Annotated in this window: 21 protein-coding genes; 9 read left to right on the plus strand and 12 right to left on the minus strand. The window is 49.6% G+C overall.

All coding sequences use genetic code 11. The features are described from left to right. Window positions 1-59 precede the first annotated feature (59 nt). From Pan241w_RS28055 to Pan241w_RS29540, 8 genes are all read right to left on the minus strand, one after another. Window positions 60-284, minus strand: coding sequence for a PLDc N-terminal domain-containing protein (locus Pan241w_RS28055; protein WP_145222667.1), 225 nt, complete (start codon window positions 282-284; stop codon window positions 60-62). Window positions 285-340: 56 nt separating this feature from the next. After that, window positions 341-1,012: an FHA domain-containing protein gene (locus Pan241w_RS28060; RefSeq protein WP_145222669.1), complete on the minus strand. Its 672-nt coding sequence runs from the start codon at window positions 1,010-1,012 to the stop codon at window positions 341-343. Window positions 1,013-1,237: 225 nt separating this feature from the next. Continuing rightward, window positions 1,238-2,044: a hypothetical protein gene (locus tag Pan241w_RS28065; RefSeq protein ID WP_232107299.1), complete on the minus strand. Its 807-nt coding sequence runs from the start codon at window positions 2,042-2,044 to the stop codon at window positions 1,238-1,240. A gap of 202 nt (window positions 2,045-2,246) precedes the next feature. Beyond that, window positions 2,247-3,335, minus strand: a complete 1,089-nt coding sequence (locus tag Pan241w_RS28070; RefSeq protein ID WP_145222671.1) for a dipeptidase — start codon at window positions 3,333-3,335, stop codon at window positions 2,247-2,249. A 75-nt stretch (window positions 3,336-3,410) separates the two neighbouring features. After that, on the minus strand, window positions 3,411-3,896 hold the full coding sequence (locus Pan241w_RS28075; RefSeq protein WP_145222673.1) for a DUF423 domain-containing protein: 486 nt from the start codon (window positions 3,894-3,896) through the stop codon (window positions 3,411-3,413). A gap of 49 nt (window positions 3,897-3,945) precedes the next feature. Next, the gene (locus Pan241w_RS28080; protein WP_145222675.1) at window positions 3,946-4,527 is read right to left on the minus strand and encodes a DJ-1/PfpI family protein; all 582 of its coding nucleotides are present in this window, start codon (window positions 4,525-4,527) and stop codon (window positions 3,946-3,948) included. Window positions 4,528-4,552: 25 nt separating this feature from the next. After that, window positions 4,553-5,431 carry a sulfite exporter TauE/SafE family protein gene (locus Pan241w_RS28085; protein ID WP_145222677.1) on the minus strand — a complete coding sequence of 293 codons (879 nt, stop codon included), beginning with the start codon at window positions 5,429-5,431 and terminating at the stop codon, window positions 4,553-4,555. A 12-nt stretch (window positions 5,432-5,443) separates the two neighbouring features. Next, window positions 5,444-5,590, minus strand: a complete 147-nt coding sequence (locus Pan241w_RS29540; RefSeq protein WP_198000203.1) for a hypothetical protein — start codon at window positions 5,588-5,590, stop codon at window positions 5,444-5,446. 183 nt (window positions 5,591-5,773) lie between these two features. On the opposite strand from Pan241w_RS29540, the gene dprA reads away from it, so the two are divergent. The 4 genes from dprA to Pan241w_RS28105 are packed head-to-tail and all read left to right on the plus strand — an operon-like array spanning window position 5,774 to window position 9,183. Then, window positions 5,774-6,904, plus strand: coding sequence for a DNA-processing protein DprA (gene dprA, locus Pan241w_RS28090; protein WP_145222679.1), 1,131 nt, complete (start codon window positions 5,774-5,776; stop codon window positions 6,902-6,904). A 41-nt stretch (window positions 6,905-6,945) separates the two neighbouring features. After that, on the plus strand, window positions 6,946-7,626 hold the full coding sequence (locus Pan241w_RS28095) for a class I SAM-dependent methyltransferase (protein ID WP_145222680.1): 681 nt from the start codon (window positions 6,946-6,948) through the stop codon (window positions 7,624-7,626). 7 nt (window positions 7,627-7,633) lie between these two features. Then, window positions 7,634-8,458: a ferritin-like domain-containing protein gene (locus tag Pan241w_RS28100; RefSeq protein WP_145222682.1), complete on the plus strand. Its 825-nt coding sequence runs from the start codon at window positions 7,634-7,636 to the stop codon at window positions 8,456-8,458. A gap of 14 nt (window positions 8,459-8,472) precedes the next feature. Then, complete coding sequence (locus Pan241w_RS28105) at window positions 8,473-9,183, plus strand: HAD family hydrolase (RefSeq protein ID WP_145222684.1); 711 nt, start codon at window positions 8,473-8,475, stop codon at window positions 9,181-9,183. Window positions 9,184-9,218: 35 nt separating this feature from the next. On the opposite strand, the gene Pan241w_RS28110 is transcribed toward Pan241w_RS28105, so the two are convergent. Continuing rightward, window positions 9,219-10,739, minus strand: a complete 1,521-nt coding sequence (locus Pan241w_RS28110) for a sulfatase family protein (RefSeq protein WP_145222686.1) — start codon at window positions 10,737-10,739, stop codon at window positions 9,219-9,221. 52 nt (window positions 10,740-10,791) lie between these two features. Beyond that, complete coding sequence (locus Pan241w_RS28115; RefSeq protein ID WP_145222687.1) at window positions 10,792-13,926, minus strand: DUF7133 domain-containing protein; 3,135 nt, start codon at window positions 13,924-13,926, stop codon at window positions 10,792-10,794. Between the two features lie 450 nt (window positions 13,927-14,376). On the opposite strand from Pan241w_RS28115, the gene Pan241w_RS28120 reads away from it, so the two are divergent. From Pan241w_RS28120 to Pan241w_RS28140, 5 genes are all read left to right on the plus strand, one after another. Further along, window positions 14,377-14,760: a LexA family protein gene (locus tag Pan241w_RS28120; RefSeq protein WP_145222689.1), complete on the plus strand. Its 384-nt coding sequence runs from the start codon at window positions 14,377-14,379 to the stop codon at window positions 14,758-14,760. A gap of 91 nt (window positions 14,761-14,851) precedes the next feature. After that, complete coding sequence (locus Pan241w_RS28125) at window positions 14,852-15,544, plus strand: hypothetical protein (RefSeq protein WP_145222691.1); 693 nt, start codon at window positions 14,852-14,854, stop codon at window positions 15,542-15,544. A 63-nt stretch (window positions 15,545-15,607) separates the two neighbouring features. Further along, the gene (locus tag Pan241w_RS28130; protein ID WP_145222694.1) at window positions 15,608-16,735 is read left to right on the plus strand and encodes a hypothetical protein; all 1,128 of its coding nucleotides are present in this window, start codon (window positions 15,608-15,610) and stop codon (window positions 16,733-16,735) included. 188 nt (window positions 16,736-16,923) lie between these two features. Next, window positions 16,924-18,255 (plus strand): Gfo/Idh/MocA family protein, encoded by a 1,332-nt coding sequence (locus Pan241w_RS28135; RefSeq protein WP_390621030.1) that lies wholly within the window; start codon window positions 16,924-16,926, stop codon window positions 18,253-18,255. 367 nt (window positions 18,256-18,622) lie between these two features. Further along, window positions 18,623-19,168 carry a 2OG-Fe(II) oxygenase gene (locus tag Pan241w_RS28140; protein ID WP_145222698.1) on the plus strand — a complete coding sequence of 182 codons (546 nt, stop codon included), beginning with the start codon at window positions 18,623-18,625 and terminating at the stop codon, window positions 19,166-19,168. 990 nt (window positions 19,169-20,158) lie between these two features. On the opposite strand, the gene Pan241w_RS28145 is transcribed toward Pan241w_RS28140, so the two are convergent. Then, the gene (locus tag Pan241w_RS28145; protein WP_145222700.1) at window positions 20,159-20,764 is read right to left on the minus strand and encodes a class I SAM-dependent methyltransferase; all 606 of its coding nucleotides are present in this window, start codon (window positions 20,762-20,764) and stop codon (window positions 20,159-20,161) included. Next, the gene (locus Pan241w_RS28150; RefSeq protein ID WP_145222702.1) at window positions 20,761-21,297 is read right to left on the minus strand and encodes a hypothetical protein; all 537 of its coding nucleotides are present in this window, start codon (window positions 21,295-21,297) and stop codon (window positions 20,761-20,763) included. The genes Pan241w_RS28145 and Pan241w_RS28150 overlap by 4 nt, the downstream gene beginning before the upstream one ends.

A 21,297-nucleotide genomic window follows, 5' to 3' on the forward strand; every position in this document is an offset into this window, starting at 1 on the left:
CGCGAGTAAAACACCAAATCAATTCTTCAGCCACCTCCCATTAAATACTTCAGGCATTTCTATTGTCCAAATCGTTCAATTCGCTGGGGACGACGTATGAAGTAATAGAGTAAAGATCCGATAATCCCGAGAAACACCATCAAGAGCACCCAGATCACTTTATCATTCCCTTCCGCTGGTTCATTTTTCAGACAATCAACAAGCATCCAGATCCACATCACCAACTGCAAGATAATGAAAGCAGCAACTCCCATTATAATTAGTCCCACTATTATTGAATCCATGAACTTCACTTTCTTAATAACACAAATAGATTAGCGCGAGTAAAACCCCAAATCGTTTAACTGACGACCTCCCAACGAAAACGTAATTCAGGGCCACTGACCAGAGAACCCGGGGTTAACACGGCTCCCTCAGACGCTGGCTCCCCATTGTTAAATATTTCCAGCTTCGAACGACACAAAATCTGATCCCCCTGACGATATAAAATGACAGTTCCCGACCAATTGTGACAAACAACATGATTCTCACCGGAGGAACCAAGCAGACATGTCTCTGCCATCAAAATAATGCCATCCAGTCGCTGCTGAGGCTGATGATAACTGGTCAATTCCAGACACGCAGTCGCGCTCAGTACGGTCGGCTGACGAAAGGTGATTACAGTATCTGTATTCAGTCTAATCGCTGCCTGATCGGTCAGCAAGACGCGATCATTCACAGCACGCTGGTCACAAAACACAGGGGCCTTCGCTTCCAGGTAATAGCTCTCGCCGGAACGCACGATTGAAGCATGGTGTCGAGACAGGTTCGCCAGCAATGACAAATCAGCCCAAGCCGATCTCAGGCCACCAATGGTTCCCGGCTCACCTGGGCCACCAATGCGCATTGTTTCTGATAAATACACCAGATAGGTTCCGACGCCGTCAATCCACAACAGATAGCTCGAACCTGCAGCGGAATTCGCTGCGGGAGCCTGCTGAGAATTTTTTGAAGACGAAGTGAAGAAGCCCAAGGTTGTTCTCCTGAGAACAGATCTGATTTGAGACAAGGTGACAGATAGTATGACTCTTTATCTTAACGTATGATTCCCCAAATTGGTCTACTGGAATCGATTTTTTCACTAATCATCATACTGATCCATGACTTACGTTAAACTGGTACGGGGCAGGCAGCCTCGTCCAGAGACGAAAACTACCTGCCACCACTCGCGCCAATGCTTCATCTCCCAGTCAGATAATTACTGAGCAGCGACTTTATCGCCAGCCTTCAGCTTGAAGTACTCATCCATCTGCTTAACCACATCCCGTTTCTCTTTTACTTTCGTATCGACGGGAATCAGGCCGGTGAACTTTCCTTCGGCATCCAACAGCTTTTCTTTCACATCAAGCTGCTTGTTCAAGTCTTTGATCAACCCCTTGGCTCGTGTGAGCTGCGAGTTATCAATTTCCAGGTTACTGACTGTCTCAGCTGCCTGGACCGATTTCAAACGTGCTTCCAGTTGCTCGATCTGTACTTCCATATCCATCTTGGCAGACAACATGTTTTCGAGCTTCTCACGGTTGGCGTCTAATGCTTTTTCACGTGCTTTTAAAATCTGCGTATTACGCTTTAATGTGTCTGTCGCGACTTTGAAACGGTCAAATCGCTGTGCCAGATCGTTACGAATCTCATCTTTAGAATAGGTTCGACTCGCATACACAAACTGGGTGTCACTCGATTCCAGATCAGAACGCAGCGTAAACATCGCCTCTTTCTGCTGCTTCATCGCCAGTTCTGATTCATGAATTTCGTTCTGCAGCGTTTCCACATCAACCTGCTGCTCGGCGATCACATGCATGCAGCGGCGGATATCCGGAACCAGATCCTCTACCATCTTGCGAGCACGTTCTACTTCAAAATCAACGGGAACTTCGGCTTTGACCGCATCCCTGACGGAATTGCCCGCCGTCTTCACATAGCTCACCACATCACGGCCAAATACGAAGGTTCCCAGCGTGGCCAGCACTGCAGCACCTATCACAAATTTCTTACACATAAATACCATTGTCCAGACTCCCTCTCAGTACAACAAATGTTCGATTCGGAACAGTAGGCCAAACCGATCGGCCACGTCACTCTCAGTTATTCGCCAGCCGTTCTCCAATCTTGAAACATTTTCAAAAAGATTTCCCATATAAACAAAAAAACGCCGTATCCCATTGAAATTCAATAAGATACAGCGTGTATGTTCTGAAAATCAGTCCGTGTCAGACAGATGCTTGAGGCAACGCTTTCAGAAAGAAGTCGATGAAGTTTTGAGACATAATGCCCTTAATATCTTCCGTACTGTAGCCACGCCTCTCCAGAATCTCGGCGTACATTTCCAGATCAGCGATGGTATCCAAATCATGTGGCGTCTGCTCTTTGCCGAAACCACCGTCCAGGTCCGTCCCCAAACCGCAATGTTTCGCATTTCCCGCCAGCTGACAAATGTGATCGGTATGGTTGGCAATGTCCTCTACCGAAGTCGTCGCAGGGTCGGAAACACCAATTGTCCAACCTGGTTTGATCATCCAGTTATCGAAAGCACAGCCGATCACGGCGCCCCGTTCAATCAACGCCTCGATTTGCTCATCCGTCAATTGCCGGTCTGCATCTACCAACGAACGGCAGTTATGATGGCTGGCAAGCACTGGTCCCTGATAAATCTCAAGTGCTTCCCAGAACGATTGATCTGCCAGATGAGTCACGTCCAGCAGCATCCCCACCCGATCCATCTCTTTGAGTAAAGCGGGCCCTTCCTCTTTGAGCCCCCCTGTACTGCCTGTTCCAAAACAGTAAGGTCCTGGCCCATAGTGTGCGGGTCCTAAAATCCGTAAACCCGCATCAAACCAGTCACCAATCTGTTGCGGAGACAGAATTGGCGGTGCGCCCTCCATGCTCAGGATAAAACCAATCGGAATAGAACTCCCGTCTGCTCGTGCAGCGTCTTCGTTGGCCTCCCACTCCGCCACATGGCTCTGTAAAGTGGCGCTGTCTGGAATCTCTCGCAACACTCCTTTGGCGACCATCGCCCGGTAATAGGCCAACTGCCCCATCGCCACGCCATAAGCGGCTTCGTGAGACTGATAATGCGTCATCGCGGCATCTTTGCGATGCAGTCGTGGCAACAAGGTGGAAATCGTCATCCCTACGCCCCCTTTGCGTAATGCATGCCAGGAAACGGTGGCTTCCCCGGGAGTAATGTTTTCGAACTGTCTTTCGAATTTCCGAATTTCCGTAACCGGTAATTCCAGATCACGGTTCCATTCGCAGGCGTTCCAGGCCATATCAAGGTGGGCATCAAAAATCAGCATGAGTTCTACAATCCTGAAAGAAGGTGGGAATGATCGGTTCCAATCATTATTAAATTAAGCCACGCGTCGGTGGCATCATGTTGAGGAAGGAGTTTCGGGGCCAGTCACGACATCGGAAGCAGAACCGCCACAGCAACAGACTCCTGCAGCCAGGGAAAACCAGCCCACGATAAGCAATGTGCCCCCAATTGGCGCAATCGCTCCCCAAAAAGTCTGACCGCTCAGAGTCAAAACGTAAAGACTACCGGAGAAAAAAATGATCCCCAGCAGAAAACACCAACCCGCAATGTTCAACAGTTTCTTCTTCTGTGAAGTCAGGCCAGCAAAACCGACCATCAGCAGGGCCAGTGAATGATACATCTGATATTGCGCGCCGGTTTTGAAATCATTTAGATATTTCTGCGACGCCGGTACTTCCACGCCAGCGACCGTTTTGACCTGCCCTGCATATTTCTCCGTGAAATATCCATCAATTCCGTGCGCAGCGAATGCCCCTATAATCACAGCCAGACCACCTAAAGTTGCACCAATCGTAGACCAGTTGAGAGAACAACAAGACATCAGCGTTTCTCCAGATTCAGCAAGACTCAGAGTCAATGACTCGTCAAAATTACAACTCGATTTTCGTTCCCAGCACTTTCAGAAAGGCCGCCAGCCACTGAGGATGTGCGGGCCAGGCGGGCGCGGAAACCAGATTCTCATCCACGTGCACGCCATCAATGGGTGTCTCTGCATAAGTGCCTCCCGACAGATTCACCTCAGGCGCACAGGCAGGATAGGCCGTGCAGCTCTTGCCTTTGAGCACTCCGGCCGCTGCCAGTAATTGTAAGCCATGACAGATAGCGGCAATTGGTTTCTTCGCTTCGGCAAAATCGCGTGTTATCTCCAACACGCGCTCATTCAGCCGAATGTATTCTGGTGCTCGTCCGCCGGGAATCAACAGCCCGGTATAATCAGCGGGATTCACATCCGCAAAGGTCGCATTCAGCGTAAAATTGTGGCCCCGCTTTTCGGAATAGGTCTGATCTCCTTCGAAATCATGGATCGACGTCCGAATTATGTCGCCCGCTTTTTTATCAGGACAGACCACATCGACCTGATAGCCGACCATCTGCAGTGCCTGAAACGGAACCATGATCTCATAGTCCTCGACATAATCGCCCGTTAAAAACAGGATGGATTTGTTTGCCATTGGATTCTCTCCTCTTGTGCTATTTTTATCCGGCCAGCAAAAATACCAGACGCACTCCAATCATAAGTGCCACCGACAGTAATAACCAGCCAAACTGTTGTCTTAACTGCAGACCTTTGAGCCGAGCATTCAGATCAGAACCCAGGCGGGCTCCCACAGTCCCTCCCAAAAGCAACGCAATCACAATCATGATGCTCACATTTCCATGCCAGGCATGCGCCACCGTCGACTGAAACGCCACAATCCAGACAATCACCAGACTACAAGAGATGGCCCGATGCGTGGGAATCCCCAGGCCAAAAATCAGCATCGGCAATAAGAGAATTCCTCCACTGATGCCCAACAGACCAGAGATTAAACCCAACCCCAGTCCAAACCAGGCAATCACGGGAATCGAAAGAGATCCTTCAAATAAGTCTGGAAATCGGGCCAGAGGCGGAATCTGCAATCGATCTTTCAGAAGTGCGCTGCTGAGTTCCGCATCAGAACGACGGGCACTTTTCAAGGAAAGAATGCCCAGTCCCAGCAGCATCAGAAAATAGATCACCAACACCACGAACTCCGCGACGATGATCTTCTTTCCATTGAGACTGAATTCGGCCAAATCTTTGGCATGTTCCAAAATACTCGTTCCCGCAATGACACCCAGTAACAGTCCACCAGTAATCACTAACGGAAAAAATAAATCTCGCACTTTAATTTTTCGCGCTAATAAGGAAGTCGTTGCCGGCCCCAAAACCTGACAGGCACTCGCTCCAACGGCCAGCTCCATTGGGATTCCCAGCACAATATTCAGAATGGGCACCAGGAGAAAGCCGCCCCCGACACCGAACATCCCCGCCAGAAAACCAATCAGCCCCCCGGCTGATGAAATCAGTAAAAAATCGATCAATCCAAAGCCCATCTTGATGCCGCCTTAGATTTGATAGTCGGGGAAAATATAGTCATCGTCAGAATTGTTATTTGAGCGATCCTGCCACTGGTTGAAGATCCAATTCACAATCACTCCCCATAAAACCGGAATGATGATGCAGGCAAAAATGAAAAATAACTTGTCCAGCATAAGCTTGACCTTTGACTGAGTTTACTTTCGTGTGTCTCGTGTTTAGAGGCAAACCGCGGTCTCTGTCAAGCGTCAGCAGCAGCTTCCCCAAGATTGCGCTCCGATCTTAGTTGTTTTTTCATATCTTTTATGAGAGCATGTACGTTCGTGAGTCAACCTGTTTTTACTGAGGTCTTTCCAAACATGGATGAGTGCCCCCCTGAATCAGAACAGCCGCTTCTCGATCAGATTCAGTTGAATCTGATTCACGGAGTCGGGCCGCGCATCCGGCAAACCCTGTTGGAACATTTCGGTACTGCTTCCCAGATCTTAAAGACGCCCCGACAGGAACTTTTAAACGTACCCGGGATCGGCAAAAAACTTGCCGACGCGATCTGTTATCGTACCGCCAAGTCGACTGCTGAAGACGAACTCAAGCGCTGTCGTGAGTTCGGCTATCAGATTCTGTCTGAAGAAGCAGACGCGTATCCCTCTCTCCTGAAAGAGATGCCAGACCCACCTTCCCTGCTCTACTGTAAAGGAACTCTGCTCCCTGAAGATGAACTGGCGGTCGCCATCGTCGGCTCGCGCAAATGCACCCACTACGGACTACAACAGGCAGAAAAAATCGCCGGTGCTCTCGCCCGTTCCGGCATTACCGTCGTCAGTGGACTGGCGCGCGGCATTGACCGAGCCGCCCATGAAGGTGCACTCAAAGCGGACGGCCGAACCATCGCTGTGATGGCAACGGGACTGTCGCACATTTACCCGCCCGAACATCAGGGTCTCTCAGAGCAGGTCGCCCGTCAGGGTGCTCTCGTCACCGAATTTCCCCTCGATCAGGCACCGGTCGCCGGTTTGTTTCCACAACGCAATCGCATCATCAGCGGTCTCTCGATGGGAGTCGTACTGATCGAAGCCGGACGAAAAAGCGGCGCATTACACACAGCGCGCCACGCTTATGAACAGGGCCGCGAAGTGTTCGCCGTTCCTGGTCGCATCGACCATCCAGCCAGTGCCGGCTGTCACGATCTGATTCGCGACGGTGCGATGCTGGTGCGTAGTGTCGAAGATATTCTAGAAGGACTTGGCCCGGCCAAAACGCCCGTGTTGACGGCAGAAAGTCGTGAAGTGCATACTCCCCGCGAACTCGTATTAAGCGAGTTCGAACGCGACATCCTGAATCTGGTGACCCTGGAACCACTGCATCTCAACGAAATCGTTCAGTCCAGTAACCTCGATTCTTCACGCATTCTGTCGACACTCACCATTCTGGAAATGCGAAAAGTGGTCAAGCGGCTGCCTGGTGGCTTTCTGGTGAGAGCCACCGGCTGAACGGGATTTAAAAACGAGATGGATTCGATTACACTCGCACCATGAAAACAGCCTCTGAAGAGAGCATCGCCGGTCAGGCGGTCTACTCAAAAAAGTTATTGTCGATCTATGATCTCTGGGTGTTGGGAATCTCAAACTCTCTGATCTGGAAATGTCGGACGAAACACATCCTGCGATGGTTGAATCAAAATTTGACCAGCAATCATCTGGATGTCGGCGTCGGAACAGGCTACTACCTGGAGCACTGCACGTTTCCGAATTCCAAAGTCAGACTCGGATTGCTGGATTTGAATCCTAATAGTCTGGAAGCGACGGCTAAGCGCGCCAGTCGCTATACCCCTGAAGTCTATCAGGCAGATATCCTGCAGCCCTTACCCGCTCCTCCACCACAACGATTCGACTCAGTCAGTCTGAACTATCTGTTGCATTGTCTGCCTGGCGACCTGACATCCAAGGCGGCACTCTTTGATCATCTCGCTCCCTGGCTGAATCCGAGTGCGCTCATCTCCGGCTCCACGATTCTGCATGAGGGAGTTCCCAAAGGTCTAGCCGCGCGGCGTTTAATGCGTGTTTACAATCAAAAAAAGATCTTTACGAATACTGCGGACAGCCTCGATGAGTTACAATCTCAGCTTGCCAGCCGCTATACTGATGTGGAACTGAAAGTCATCGGCTGTGTTGCCTTGTTTCGAGCTCAATTCAATCCCTCTACAACAAATTAATGCCTCGATGGAAATTCGTAAATTTGCAGAACGAGTCCTGCTCAGCGACTCACTGGAAGAAAAACTGAAGGCTGCTCCGGAAACACTCACCGATGAGCAACCGGGCGAGCCGTTGCGCATCAAAGAACCAGTGCGTCCTGCCAATCTGCAATTCGCACCACCCCGCACGGCGCCTGGCATGCCGAAACCGTCTGCACTGGTTGAACAGGACAAACGGGCGCTGGCGCATCACATTATGGCTAACCATGAACTGCAGGCACTGGAAGTGATGGCCTACATTTTGTGCGCGTTTCCCGATGCTCCTACCGAATTTCGCCAGGGAATGTGCAAAATCATGGATGACGAGCAACGCCACACCCGCATGCATAAAGAACGGGCCTCGGTGCTCGGCCTGGAATTTGGCAGTCTGCCTGTGAACTGTTACATCTGGAAGAAGGCGCTCAGCTATGAAAGCGTGCTCGACTATCTGGCCGGTCTTCCGCTCACCTTCGAAGGTCGTAACCTCGACCATGCACAGGAATTTGAGCAGTATTTTCTCGATGCGGGAGACCAGCGCAGTGCCGCATTAATGAAAGTGGTCTATCGCGATGAAATCCAACACGTCGCGTTTGGCCTGCACTGGTTGCGTCAATTAAAGCCGGATCAGCTTTCCGACTGGGAAGCCTACGAACAGCACCTGCACTGGCCGGTCCGCGCAGCGCTTTCGGTTGGCGATACCTTCAACCGCGAAGGCCGCAAACTGACCGGCATGACCGACGAGTTCATCGAACAACTCTACCAGGCAGCACAAACCGATCAGCCCCCGAATCAGAAACCGAAGAACCTGGAATAAACGGGAGACTTGTCGTGCCTCAGCAAAGTTTGCCTGCAGGAATCAAGGTGATCTTCGTCGACTGGCACGGTGTCCTCACAGGCGACCCGTTCTGGGTCTCGATTCTCCAAAACCCGTGGCATCCTCTCCATCAGCAATTAACAAACGCAGCAGAAACCCTATTCACACAAAAAAAGGACATGGTGCGCGACTGGATGCGGGGGAACCTGACAGCAAATCAGATCGTAGCGACTCTAAAAGTCACACCGAGCCTTGAATTTCCCCCTGATTACCTGATTCGTAAATTAGTCGAAGACTGCCAACTGATGCAAATTAACGGCCCGTTGAATCAGTTTTTACAAGAAGCGCGGAAAGCGGGTATAATGATTGTCCTCGCAACGGACAATATGGACTGCTTTCATGAAGCAATACAAAGAGCAAGACAGCAGACACCGATATCGACACAACAAAAGTTGTGTGAAACAACCTCGTTCGTTACAGCCGCTCAACTATTCGATGACATTCTGTGTTCCAGCGAGCAGCGCGTTTTGAAAAGAGAAAATCCGCAACGTTTTTTCTCAGACTGGCTTAATCGCCATTCTTTCGATTTCAGTGACGCACTGCTGTTGGATGACCTGGAAATCAACTGCAATGCATTCCGTTCCAGTGGTGGCACAGCAATTCAGATAACTCTGGAAGCACTGGAAAGTACCCCTGCAGTAGTTGCATTAGAATTTATGACATAGCTACTTTCGGAACCAGTTCACAATACTGGAGTAAATCACTTTAACTGCTGCTTTTTCTTACCCCGTTTTTTTCGTTTGACCTCGAGGCTCGGGTGCTTCGGGCCGCCCCCCAGATAGGGATGCTTTTCCAGTTCATCCCCCTGCCCTAACTCGCGTGGGTCCTGTGTGGCGACGAGCTGCTCGTGTAATTTCTTGGCCAATGCGGTCTTGATCTGCTGATACATGGGATCCTGGGCCACGTTGTTTAATTGATCCGGATCGTTTTTCAGATCGTACAGTTCTTCTGCAGGCAATTTGCCAAACGCCAGTTCGTAGAGCCGACGATGCGTTTCGTCCTTGTCTTTATTTTCAATCATGTACGTCTTGGTCGGCCCGTTATCACAGTCGCCGTACCATGTTCCGGGAATCGCGGCTTTCTGATACAGGGGTGTCCCCGCCGGCCAGCGATCCGGACGGTAGTTACGGATAAACAGAAAATCATCGGTGCGAATCGCCCGACAGGGATAACCGCCCATGTCAGGCGCTTCCTGTGACGGTACATGGCGTTCCTTACCGAAATAGATCTCACCCCGATTCGCCGAAACGCGCCCTGACTTGGTCTCTTCCAGAATCGGCAGCAGACTGCGGCCCGTGACGTCAGCGGGAATCGTGACTCCGGCGGCTTCATAAAACGTGGGTGCTAAATCTATCAGGCTGACAAAATCGGTGACACTTCGGCCAGCTGGAATTTTCGCAGGCCAGCGTGCTGCCAGAGGGACGCGGGTGCCTGTATCATACAGGCAGCTCTTGCCGCGCGGAAACGGCATTCCATGGTCGCCGGTCATGAAAATGATCGTATTATCCAATTCGCCTTTTTCTTCAAGTAAGGCCAGTGCGTCTCCGACCAGTTTGTCAAACCGCTGGACTTCCCAGTAATAGTCGGCCACATCACTGCGTACTTCCCGTGCATCTGGAAAACAGGCAGGCAGTTTGATCTTGGAAAGATCCATACCACTTTTCACACCTGAGCCAGCCTGATAAGGTCGATGGGGATCGCTGCTACCCAGCCAGAAACAAAACGGTGTTTCGCCGTCTTGCTGCTTCAGAAACTCCTGGAAATTTTTAAAGCGTTTGCCTGCCAGCGGACGACCTGGAGTTTCCGTACGTCCTGGTCCCCACGCTTTGCCGGTATGTCCGACGTCATAGCCGTGCGCTTTCAGGATTTCCGGATACGTTTCAAATTTGTCCGGGAAAATACAATGCAGGTTAGCGCCCGCTTCGAGTTGCCAATGATATTTCCCCGTCAGGATCGCGCCCCGTGAAGGCGTACAGGAAGGCGACGACACATATGCATGCTGAAACAGCACCCCTTCCCGTGCCAGGCGATCAAAGGTGGGTGTCTTGACAACCGGATCTCCGTACGCGCCCGCATGTGGCCAGCCCCAGTCATCGGCAATCGCAAACAGGATATTGGGCCGCTTTTGCTTCTCAGCAGCCTGCGTCTCAGCAGCAAAAAACAGATTTGAAATCAGAGTTAAACAGAACAGTAGACGTAGTACGACGGAACCATTAAGCATAGCGCAACCTTTAACGGTAAGTAAATTTCAGAATGAGTCTCTGAATTCCACTTTACTTACGGTTCTGGAGGTACGCAAGCAAATCCCGGATTTCTTGAGAGGTGAGACGCTTTTCGAGCCCTTTCGGCATGATGGAAATCGGTGATTCTTTCATCATATCAATCTCATCACGGGCTATTCGTACTTCTGACAGGTCGGCTGTTCTGAGATAAACCGTATCCGTTGATTCACGACTGATCACTCCCGTATAAATCTTACCCTCGTCGGTCACCACCAGATAGGAACGATACCCGCGAGCAAAACTCGCACTAGGTAGTGCGATCGCTTCCAGTAAGTCCGTTCCCGTACGAATTGCCCCAATACGCGTCAAATCAGGACCGACTTTGCCTCCCAAATCTTCGATTGTATGACATCCCGCACAGGCGGCTTTCTTACCAAAAAAGATCTTTCGGCCTTCCTCAATTCGCCCTTCCGTCAATAAAGGCTTTAGTGATTCCAGATGAGCTTTCTGCTGAGCCAGATCTACACCCAGTTTTTTCAGCAATGGTGTGGCTGCTTTTTGAACCGACTCCGGATACTTTTGTAGCAGGCTTGCCAGTTCATCAGCCGATAGATTCGTAGCCGCCGATGAACCGTTCAACCCTTTGATTAGTGCCAGTCCAACTTCTTCATTCGTACTCTTTGCATAAGCTCTCAGCAAAACAGGCAATGCCAGAGGGCCCGGTGCATCCAATTGTTGAGAAAGTTGAATCAACTGATCTGCCGATTGTGGTAATCCCGACAGAGCCCGTGCTGCTGCCAGACGATCCAGAGGTGGATACTCTTCATTCATCCGTGACACCAGAAAATCAAACGTGCTTTGATCAACGGCTTGCATTTGAGGACCAACGGCCGAAAGCGATTCAATCCGCAAATTCGCGGGCTGTTTCGAATCCAACGCCAGCGACTTCAACAATTCGCTCAACGCAGGCAAATCATGTGTCTGAGCAATCCGGACCACTAAAATCTGCAGATCCGGACTCGCGGACTTCAGCGTCTGTTCTAATGCCGTTCGCCAGCTCACCGGAAATTCTTTCAAGGCGGAACGCTGAATTACTTCCAGCAAAATCCCCTTAGCTGAGTTTGATGTTTTCGAACTGGTCAACGACTGGGCAATCAACGACTGTACTTCGGGATCTGCTGACTGGGCGATTAAAAAACCTCGCAGCACAGCCGCCCGTTCCTCACTCAACGCTTCCTCACTCAGCCAGGTTTTAAGGAGATTCAACGTTTCACTGGCCCAGCCTTCATGTTCGCCGATAATTGTAAGTGCTTCTTTCTGGAGCGCGGGATCATCAGTATCCAGTAACGGGGTCACCAGTTCCCGCGTCAGATTTCCGGAATTCATTTGATCGAGAGCAATTAAAGCTGCCCGACGAACTGCGGGACTCGAATCACTCAGACCAGCCAATACCAGATCACGATGATCAATGCGAATCAATGCGTAGATCAAAGCATGCTCCAATGTTCGATCCGGTGATCCCGTTTTCATGGCATGAAACAACGATTCCACCACGGTCTCCAAATCAGCATCCGATACCCCATCACGACGTCCCGCTTCACAAATACGACCTAGCGCCGTCGCAGCATTCCGCTGTACTGCAGGTTTTCCTTCTTTTGCCAGCCGCACTAATCCTGTGATGGAGTTCCTGTCTCTCAATGCCCCTAAACTTTTGGCTGACGTCATCTGCACGGTCTCAGAAGAATCAAATCCTCTTTGAATCGCAGCCCGGGCTTTGGGGGTACCAATTCGTGTCAGTGTCCAGACTGCGTTCCGCTTGCTCGTATCGTTATAAAATGAACCAGCGGGTGAAGAGACCACTTTCGCAAGCCGGGGAACCGCAAGATCCCCTGCTTCGGCTAATACCTCAATCGCCCGTTGTTGAACGAACGGTCGCGTGTCATTTAAAAGTTGAATTTTTCGATGGGGAGAGAGCGAACTCCAGTCCAATGCTAACCCGTACGGATCGTTTAATTCTGGTGTACCCGTTTTTCTAATCCGATAGATGGCACCATGAATGTCCGGCTTGGAAATCTGCGACTGCGGGCAACCGATGCGAAACCAGCCCCCCGTATTGATGACCAGCAGACTGCCATCCGCGTCTTCAATCACATCCGTCGGATGGAAATCAGGATCATCGGAAACCAGAAAATCTTCTTCTTTGGTTTCATAAGTCGCACCATTTCGCACCAGCTGCGAGCGAATCACCTTATGTGTATTAAAGATGGATGTAAAAATATTCCCCTGATATTCTGGTCCGAACTGGGTGGAACGATATCGTAACATGCCCGATACGGCAACGTGGCCGAATCGGGTAATCGGTCCCAGCAGATCTCCCGTGCGTTTGAATTCTTCGACGCAGTCTTCAAAGTGAGGATACACGCCCCCTTCCTGCCAGTGCACCAGACAATCCACGCGAGGCCGCGTCATCAAAATATTCACTGAGCCAATCATTTCCCCTTCGGGTGTGAAATCGATCTCGACCGGATTATCCATGCCGCCGCCGCAATGCACTTCAATGTCAGAGCCATCCGGCTTACAGGAGAAAATCCGCGCCGCGAGACCTTTGCTGGTGACCTTACCGGATTTGTCTTTAAACTCATGGCCATGCCGGCCGTCGCACCAATACAGGCGGCCTTCCGGTCCCCGAAAACAACCATGAATACTGGCTGCATTACCGGAGAACCCAAAAGAATCGACAATGATTTTACGTTCATCCGCCACGCCATCATCATCCACATCGGTGAGCCGCCAGATATTCGGAGGACTCGCAACGTACAAAGAACCGTCGTGCCACAAGGCTCCCATCGGTAGCGTCAGCTTATCAGCAAAAACCGTGCTCTTATCAAACCGTCCATCACCATCCCGATCTTCCAACATGCGAATCATGCTCTTCGGCTCTTTGATCAATTGAGGAGCCCGCGTATTTTCTCCGGAACTTTCCGCAATGAACAGCCGACCGCGATTATCAAAGCCTGCCATCATCGGGTATTTCGTCAGCTCACTGTTCGTCACGCGTTCGACGCTGAAACCATCGGGAACACGGGGCAGATCTTCGGCTCGGGTCAATTCGGAGCCGGCATAACTCAACAGGAACAAGACTATCGAGCAGCTCAAAACGGAAATGCGAGGCAGTGGTTGATTCACGGCAAGTACCTTTATTGGCAGGAAAAAAAGAACGTTTAGCGACCCTGAATCAGGGAATCAGTGCTTGAGGACTTTATATTGTAAACAAAGTAAAGAATGTTCACAAACAGGAAAATGAAGTTTTCCCAATTTCCTGGTCTGAATTGCAGAACCACATCATTCTGGACGCGCACAGTTCGACTCACATCAAAAAATTTTCACGCCGCTTCATACAAAATTTCTCACGTCGTCTTTCCATTTGGATTTCGATCGCGAAAAAAATAAAAAAATCTCATCTTTTTCCGGCGGCAAGTGGCAGAAGACGGCGCCAAAAATCGGCAATTCGCGACAACTGGCGGCATTCGTCTCTTCACTGTTTTGAGGCACCTTCTGAAGAAAAGAGATCGCTTTTTTGCCGCTATAATTCCTCTCGTAACGCACATCATTCACCACTTAAACAAGGGATCAAACATGAAATCAACAGATGCACCCACGCGTCAGAAACTGACCGAAAAACAACACGCCATCTATTCGTTCATTAAACAGGAAATCACGCAACAACGTCTTTCCCCTACAGTACGGGAAATAGGAGATCAATTCGGAATTCGTTCTTCTAATGGCGTCATGTGTCACTTGCGTGCATTAGAACGCAAAGGCTGGATTAAACGCGATCACTATCTCTCGCGAGGTATCACTTTGATTGCGGAACCGATCACTCAGTTTCTGACACTCACCCCAGGAGAAGCCGGTTGCTTAGGCGAAATTTATGTAGGCTGCGTCGGCGTGGAAGATCGTAGCGTCACACTGGAACTGATCGCCCCCGACACAATGGGAGAACTTCGCAAAGATCTGTAAGAATGGCCGTACATGAAACAGACTGCTTGTATCACAAAATTTCATCATAGAAAATCTGAATAAAACCACAGCAAAAACGGGAACACCAGACATGGATCAAGTACCAGAACAGAATGAGGACTCCGGTTGCTTACCATTTACAAATACACCGGGAACTGATTCTAAATACTTAACGTCTTCAGACGAATGGGAATCAGAATTTCCCGACGTATTGAAACGCAGCTATGCAGACTTGTTGACCATCGAAGATGAATATGAAGGTCTGACAGCTGCTGAAGCGGGAACCGATGTCAAACAATGTAACGAACTGTTGCACGATCAAGAGCAGCAGATTTCAAGCCTGGCTCGCAAACTGAACCAGGAAAAATCAAAACTCGAACGTTTCAAAGGTGATCTGGAAGAAGCAGAAGTTTGTTATTCGATGGCTCAATCGTATGAAGCTGCCGTCGCAGGCTGGCGGGAGACGATCCAAAAACTGGAATCTCTTCATAATGTTTCCATTAACAGCCATCAATCTTTCTCACTGGCAGAACAAGCTTGGGAAGACTTGAAACACGCAGAACAGCAGGCTCTTGCTGAACTGGATATTTCATCTACCGTAGAGGCCATCTCTGTCCCTTACGGATCAACTTCCGTCTCGAAACAGGAATACCTGCTGCCCGATGAAGTTTCCATTGAGATTCTGGGAGACTATCTCCCCGTCTCCATTTTGACAGAGGGCGCACAACTCTCGCTCAAGCAATGCCAGCAGGGAACTGCAACCTACGCCGTTCACTGTCTCTGATTGTTCGATCGCGCGAGTCACGATTTTCACCATTATTCTTCAAATTACGGGGATTTTACGTCTATGCAAAACCAGTCAACACAACCAGATTTTGTTTCCAATGCCTGTCGCACAATTAGTGGTCAACTCGCCGAATGGGGCATTGATTTCAGCCAGGACCGCGTCGCACAACTCACTCCCATCCAGCGCGAGGAACTCCAAAACTGGATCAACACGGGCGTCGATGCCGATGAAGGATATCGGGAAGCATTCACATCACTGCCCGAGTTTATGGAAAATGAGTTGCTGGAAATGAGGGGCGCATTAGCGGAGAAAGGTCAAGAAACGATTATCGAACAGGCCATCAACGCATATGAATCAGAAGCTGCAATTACAGAAAATCCATATCTGTTTGACACGAGTGCCTGGCACCTCTGGCGCGCCGCTTACTGCCGCTGGCATCACGGTGAGTCACTCGACTTCCCAGAAGAACAAACAGAAGTTGCTGCTGAAAATGAGAACCAGAAACCAGTCTCTGTCATTCAACAAGCGTTAATTCAGATTGCACCTCAATTAAGTCAGGCAGAGCATTCTCTGAAACAACTTCGCCGTCAACTAAAGCAAACAAAACGGCTGAGAAACTCATATCGAAAACAACAGGCATTGTTGATACTCGAGTTATGCGAATCATTTGATTCCGTATCAGAATCCCTACCGGCAGTAGAAAAAGAATCCGGAGTCGCTGAGAATATAGCAATCGTTCCAAAACCAGAAGAGACGCAGGCGTCACCACAGGTTACTTCTACTACAGGATACTCGAGCATTGTTCGTATTCCTGTAACCGGGCCTGAGACAAATCGGGTCGAAGTCTTTATCCTTCAGGACAGCCAGGGCCAATGGAGGGCCGGACACCTCTGGTCGGTCGAAGCAGACGTACGAACCGGCCAACTCTCACGAGGCAGCAAACAGCCCGATCAGCAGGCGAGTAGCTACCCGACGGAAACTGAAGCATTAATCAACGAGGTTATCACGCTCAGCCAGTCACTGATCGGCGTGCCTGAGATCGAAAGACAGATCATTGACTATTTGAACATGCTGGAAGAATTCCCGGGACAAATCGCGATCTGCAGCAATTGTCAACGCCACTATATTAATGACGGTGTCTCTGAGACAGATGTATGCCCGCGGTGTTCTGAAGAATTGGATTCCTAAGTTCAGCTATGATCAGACCGGATTTTCTGAGAGCCCTGTGTTTTGTCTTGCCATGCCCCGCCATTCTTGCCATAGTTAAAGATAGTTAAGTAATCACATTCATGACTAGATGGCAACTTGATATTCCAGATGTAGAGGGGCTCACTGTGCAAGACCAACCTGGCAAAGCGGACAAAACTCATTCCTCAATGAACCGTAGACGGTTTCTGGCAACCTCAGCATCCGCCGCGGCCGCCATCGGTTTTGGTGCACCTGCCATCGTGCGTGGCACCAATCTGAATGAAAAACTCAATATCGCCATCATTGGTTCCGGTGGACGGGGCGGCAGCAATCTACGGTCTGTCTCTTCAGAAAATATTACCGTACTCTGTGATGTCAACGAACAGAACATGTTCCGCGCTGCTCAGAGCCACCCCAAAGCAAAACAGTTTAAAGATTTCCGTGAGGTCTACGATCACGCTGACCAATTCGACGCGGTCGTAGTCAGTACGTGCGAGCACACGCACGCGTTCGCGACCCTGCCGGCACTGCAATTAAAAAAACATGTTTACTGTGAAAAACCGCTAACGCATAGTGTCTGGGAAGCCCGCGTCATCCGCGAAGCAGCCCGTAACGCCAATGTCGCCACACAGATGGGGACTCAAATTCATGCCGGCGATAATTATCGTCGCGTTGTCGAATTGATTCAGTCCGGTGCCATTGGTCCCGTGCAGGAAGCCCACGTCTGGGTCTCCCGTGCCTGGGGCTGGCATCCCTCCGAAGAAGAAGCCCGCAAGGCCAACGATCTTGTCTACTCGGATAAACGCCCGAGTCACTCAGACCCAATTCCTAAAGGACTGGACTGGGATCTCTGGCTGGGGCCCGCACCTGAGCGTCCTTTCAACAAAATCTATTTCCCCGGCCCCAAATGGTACCGCTGGTGGGATTTTGGAAATGGCACCATGTCTGACCTGGGCAGCCACTGGATCGACTTACCGTTCTGGGCTTTAAAACTGGACTACCCGCTCACCATCGAAGCCCAAGGCCCGCCGATTCAAAAAGAAATCGCACCGGCTTCCATGCAGGCCATCTATGAATACGGACAACGCGGCGATATGCCCCCCGTGACTGTCGGCTGGTATCAGGGTACGAATAAACCCAAGCTATGGGAAGAAGGAAAAATCCCACAGTGGGCAAATGGTGTTTTATTCATTGGAGAAAAAGGCATGTTGCTATCCGATTATCGAAAACACATTTTACTGCCAGAAAAAGAATTCGCTGACTTCAAGCGTCCCGAACCATTCATTCCAAAATCGCTGGGACATCACGCTGAGTGGATCCACGCCTGCAAAACCGGCACACCAACCACTTGCAACTTCGAATACGCGGGCCTGCTCACCGAAGCCAATCACCTCGGTAACGTAGCCTATCGCACGGGTAAAAAACTGCACTGGGATACCCGGGCCATGAAAGCAACCAACGCCCCAGAGTCTGATCAGTATATCCGTCGCGAGTACCGTAAAGGCTGGAAACTGATTTAGGCTGTTAAGCCCCCCATTTGATGACGGCGTGCGCTTCATAATCTCTATAATCGCCAATGTATCTTCATCGCGTGGAAGATACGCAAGGTTTCCCTTAGAAAAATAAACGCATCGCAAAAAGAGTATCATGTTATTGAAGCGATGCATGATACCAGTTTTCTGCCACAAATATGAAGGCAAGCCGAATTTCTCTGCTTGTGATACTCTAACAAACAATCTCCTCTCTGCTTCTGACTCCCACCAGAAATGAACCGTGCATCATGGTTTCGTGTCTATCAGATATAGGGAAAAGCAAGGGCATCTATATTCTTCACTCTCGGTATCTTCGATTGCCACGAATTAACCTATTTAGAGGCGATGACTTCAAATGATTGTTGAGATCGAAAATGAGATCTTGCTCATCGAACATTTTTTGTCTGTTGAAGAATGTACGAATTACATCAATTACAGCGAGTACCTTGGCTTTAATCGAGCCGATGTTGATTTTTACGGTGTCAGAAAACAGATCGACCAACTCCGAACTAACGAGCGAGCCGAGATCGAATCACAACAGATAGCCGATAGTTTATGGGAAAAATTAAATAAGGCTCCATTACCAGTGATCGATCAGAATGAAGCTGTAGGCTTGAGTCCTTTAATCCGTTTCTATCGTTATAGTGGAGCACAAAAATTCAATATGCACCGAGATGGCAGAAAACGTCATCAGGGTCTCGAATCACGTTTTACTATGCTCATCTATTTAAACACTGTTAATCAGGGTAGTGAGACCGTCTTTCGAAAAAACGAGATCAAAATCCAACCTCAGACAGGTCGCTGTTTATTGTTTGCACACAAATTATGGCATTCCGGAACTCCGGTTACTGGAACTGAAACCAAGTATGTTCTGCGTACTGATGTCTTTTATTCAAAATAACTTTTCAGTCGGTATTGCGAACTGAGATTTTAGCGGTCCACTCTTCGGCCGGGAGTGATTGTTAATACCCTCTGAAAATAATGCTACAGGAAGACCTCTCAAGCTGCTTGGATGGTTCCGCTCGAAGCCAACTTGTCCTGTCTCTGTAACAGACAAAGCCTGGATTGAACACTACTTCTCATAGCTCATCAACGAATTTGGGATGCAGTGACTGACAAAAGGAACTGTCATTCTTCCTACTACCGAATTTTTTCCTGCTGAGTATCATCGTACGAAAGAATAAATTCAAGCCATTTTGTGCCATGTTGCAGAATACATGGACATCGCCTCTTCGACTTCAAACAGTGTCGCACCCGTGTAACAATTTCATGTGCTGCCAAGGCTTCCAAGCACCATTTCCACTTTCTGTTAAAGCTTCCGTTCTAACTGAGGCATCACAAATCCACAGTGATTCTCAATCCATCTGCCTGACTTGATTGCCTCGATCACATTGGGGTCGATTCGTTTTTTGCCGTTTTCTTCACTTCTACACTTCCAGTGTCAACTCATTTGTTTGGATTGTGAAATTTAACTCACCTACATAAGATTTATAACTATCGACATAAATAGCACGCGAGAGAAACGGGAAATTTTTAAAAAATGTTGAGAACGTGAAGGAAACCCTCAAGCTGAAAAAGCAGGGCACTGTAAGCTACGTGCTTTTGGATCGCGTCATTAAAAAATGCAGGCAGGCATGACGTTATACGAACTCGCCACCGAGCACACGAAAATACCCGTCGTGTAGTGTGGACTGCGAGATGCGACAGTTGATGCTTGACATCTTCGAGTAATACGAAATGACCGGATTTCACAAAGATCGATACTATCCCCGCCTGGTTGAAATCGCCGAAATCCTTGAAACCCCGACTGAAGTAATGCGGATTCTATACTGCGTGAAACAGCCATATGGAGAGCAGGGGGAATTTGTTGCGACTACGCTTGCTCAGTTGGCTATCGATCGGCACTTTGAACTTTAGTCAATTCAAAGAGTGCGAGCGACTTGTCTTTGAACTCACCGCCGAATTCGGTACAGCCCTCATTGATGATCTCCACCGAATCGGGGAAGCAGAACGGCTCTGCCTGCAGATTGATTGGTCGCCAGAACCCCGTTTGAATATCTCTGTTGACTCGATCGGGGAATGTTGTCGTGAGCAGGTACTTTGATCCGCTGGCCTTGATCCTTGCGATCGCCTTGAGCACATCCGCATCCGAGAGATGCACCAGGCAGTCGCGACAGAAGACAAGATCCACTGTCCGAAGCGATGAAGACGTGATGTCAAGGACGCAGAATTCGTGATCATACACTGCAGAATTACGGCTGATGATTGCTTCTATGATGTCCGCACCGATGTAATCCAAGTTCAGTCTAACGTGGTGCATCCAGTTGAAGTCCCCACAGGGCAGGTCGAGCATACTCTCGATTCTAAACCTTTCAATCAGATCAGGTAGCCTGTCCCGAATCACTCTGGTTTGCTCTAAGGTAGAGCCGGTTCCGGACACGCTTTCAGGACTGCCCCATAGATTCTGATCATGGATCTCTTCGAAAACCTGCTTCATAGATCGAAGTCCTCTTTAAAGTGCTCTGCCACCAGCGATCTCAATTCAATCGTCCACACGATGCGAGATTTGATCTCGTCGTATCGTGCCTGGTCGCGGGAGACATTCAGACGCGGGATCTCTGGCACTGGCTGCTTCACAAACGGCAGCTTCAACACGTCTTCCGCGAGACTCTCAACGTGGAGGATGAAATTGGCCTTGCTGGCGTAGTCATTTTGCTTCGACACCCAGTCGAGCCGCTCGCGCGTGAATTGATCGAACGGAATATCAAAACCCATGACGAGATTCTGATATAGGTAGAACGATTCCCAGCGTTTGAACGGTTCGCGGACGCTCGTAATGACTTCGTAATCACGGAATTCTTCGGGGATCGTGAATCGGTGCCGCTCGACAATATTCGTTCCGGGGACCTTTGCGTCGGGATCGCCGTAATACTCGAATTCGTAGTGATTAAGCAGCCATTGACTCAGTGCGATGCCCGCGCATTTCCCAGCGTGGATGAATGCGAATTGAATGTCGTGATTAACCAGCAT

Origin of the sequence: Gimesia alba, assembly GCF_007744675.1 — a bacterium.
Lineage (GTDB): Bacteria > Planctomycetota > Planctomycetia > Planctomycetales > Planctomycetaceae > Gimesia > Gimesia alba.

What these genes read in the sequence shown, in the direction of transcription:
- Pan241w_RS28055 (WP_145222667.1), bottom strand. Translation starts at nt 284, where the DNA reads ATGGATTCAATAATAGTGGGACTAATTATAATGGGAGTTGCTGCTTTC.
- Pan241w_RS28065 (WP_232107299.1), bottom strand. Translation starts at nt 2,044, where the DNA reads ATGGTATTTATGTGTAAGAAATTTGTGATAGGTGCTGCAGTGCTGGCC.
- Pan241w_RS28070 (WP_145222671.1), bottom strand. Translation starts at nt 3,335, where the DNA reads ATGCTGATTTTTGATGCCCACCTTGATATGGCCTGGAACGCCTGCGAA.
- Pan241w_RS28075 (WP_145222673.1), bottom strand. Translation starts at nt 3,896, where the DNA reads ATGTCTTGTTGTTCTCTCAACTGGTCTACGATTGGTGCAACTTTAGGT.
- Pan241w_RS28080 (WP_145222675.1), bottom strand. Translation starts at nt 4,527, where the DNA reads ATGGCAAACAAATCCATCCTGTTTTTAACGGGCGATTATGTCGAGGAC.
- Pan241w_RS28085 (WP_145222677.1), bottom strand. Translation starts at nt 5,431, where the DNA reads ATGGGCTTTGGATTGATCGATTTTTTACTGATTTCATCAGCCGGGGGG.
- Pan241w_RS29540 (WP_198000203.1), bottom strand. Translation starts at nt 5,590, where the DNA reads ATGCTGGACAAGTTATTTTTCATTTTTGCCTGCATCATCATTCCGGTT.
- dprA (WP_145222679.1), top strand. Translation starts at nt 5,774, where the DNA reads ATGGATGAGTGCCCCCCTGAATCAGAACAGCCGCTTCTCGATCAGATT.
- Pan241w_RS28095 (WP_145222680.1), top strand. Translation starts at nt 6,946, where the DNA reads ATGAAAACAGCCTCTGAAGAGAGCATCGCCGGTCAGGCGGTCTACTCA.
- Pan241w_RS28100 (WP_145222682.1), top strand. Translation starts at nt 7,634, where the DNA reads ATGGAAATTCGTAAATTTGCAGAACGAGTCCTGCTCAGCGACTCACTG.
- Pan241w_RS28110 (WP_145222686.1), bottom strand. Translation starts at nt 10,739, where the DNA reads ATGCTTAATGGTTCCGTCGTACTACGTCTACTGTTCTGTTTAACTCTG.
- Pan241w_RS28120 (WP_145222689.1), top strand. Translation starts at nt 14,377, where the DNA reads ATGAAATCAACAGATGCACCCACGCGTCAGAAACTGACCGAAAAACAA.
- Pan241w_RS28125 (WP_145222691.1), top strand. Translation starts at nt 14,852, where the DNA reads ATGGATCAAGTACCAGAACAGAATGAGGACTCCGGTTGCTTACCATTT.
- Pan241w_RS28130 (WP_145222694.1), top strand. Translation starts at nt 15,608, where the DNA reads ATGCAAAACCAGTCAACACAACCAGATTTTGTTTCCAATGCCTGTCGC.
- Pan241w_RS28135 (WP_390621030.1), top strand. Translation starts at nt 16,924, where the DNA reads ATGAACCGTAGACGGTTTCTGGCAACCTCAGCATCCGCCGCGGCCGCC.
- Pan241w_RS28140 (WP_145222698.1), top strand. Translation starts at nt 18,623, where the DNA reads ATGATTGTTGAGATCGAAAATGAGATCTTGCTCATCGAACATTTTTTG.
- Pan241w_RS28145 (WP_145222700.1), bottom strand. Translation starts at nt 20,764, where the DNA reads ATGAAGCAGGTTTTCGAAGAGATCCATGATCAGAATCTATGGGGCAGT.
- Pan241w_RS28150 (WP_145222702.1), bottom strand. Translation starts at nt 21,297, where the DNA reads ATGCTGGTTAATCACGACATTCAATTCGCATTCATCCACGCTGGGAAA.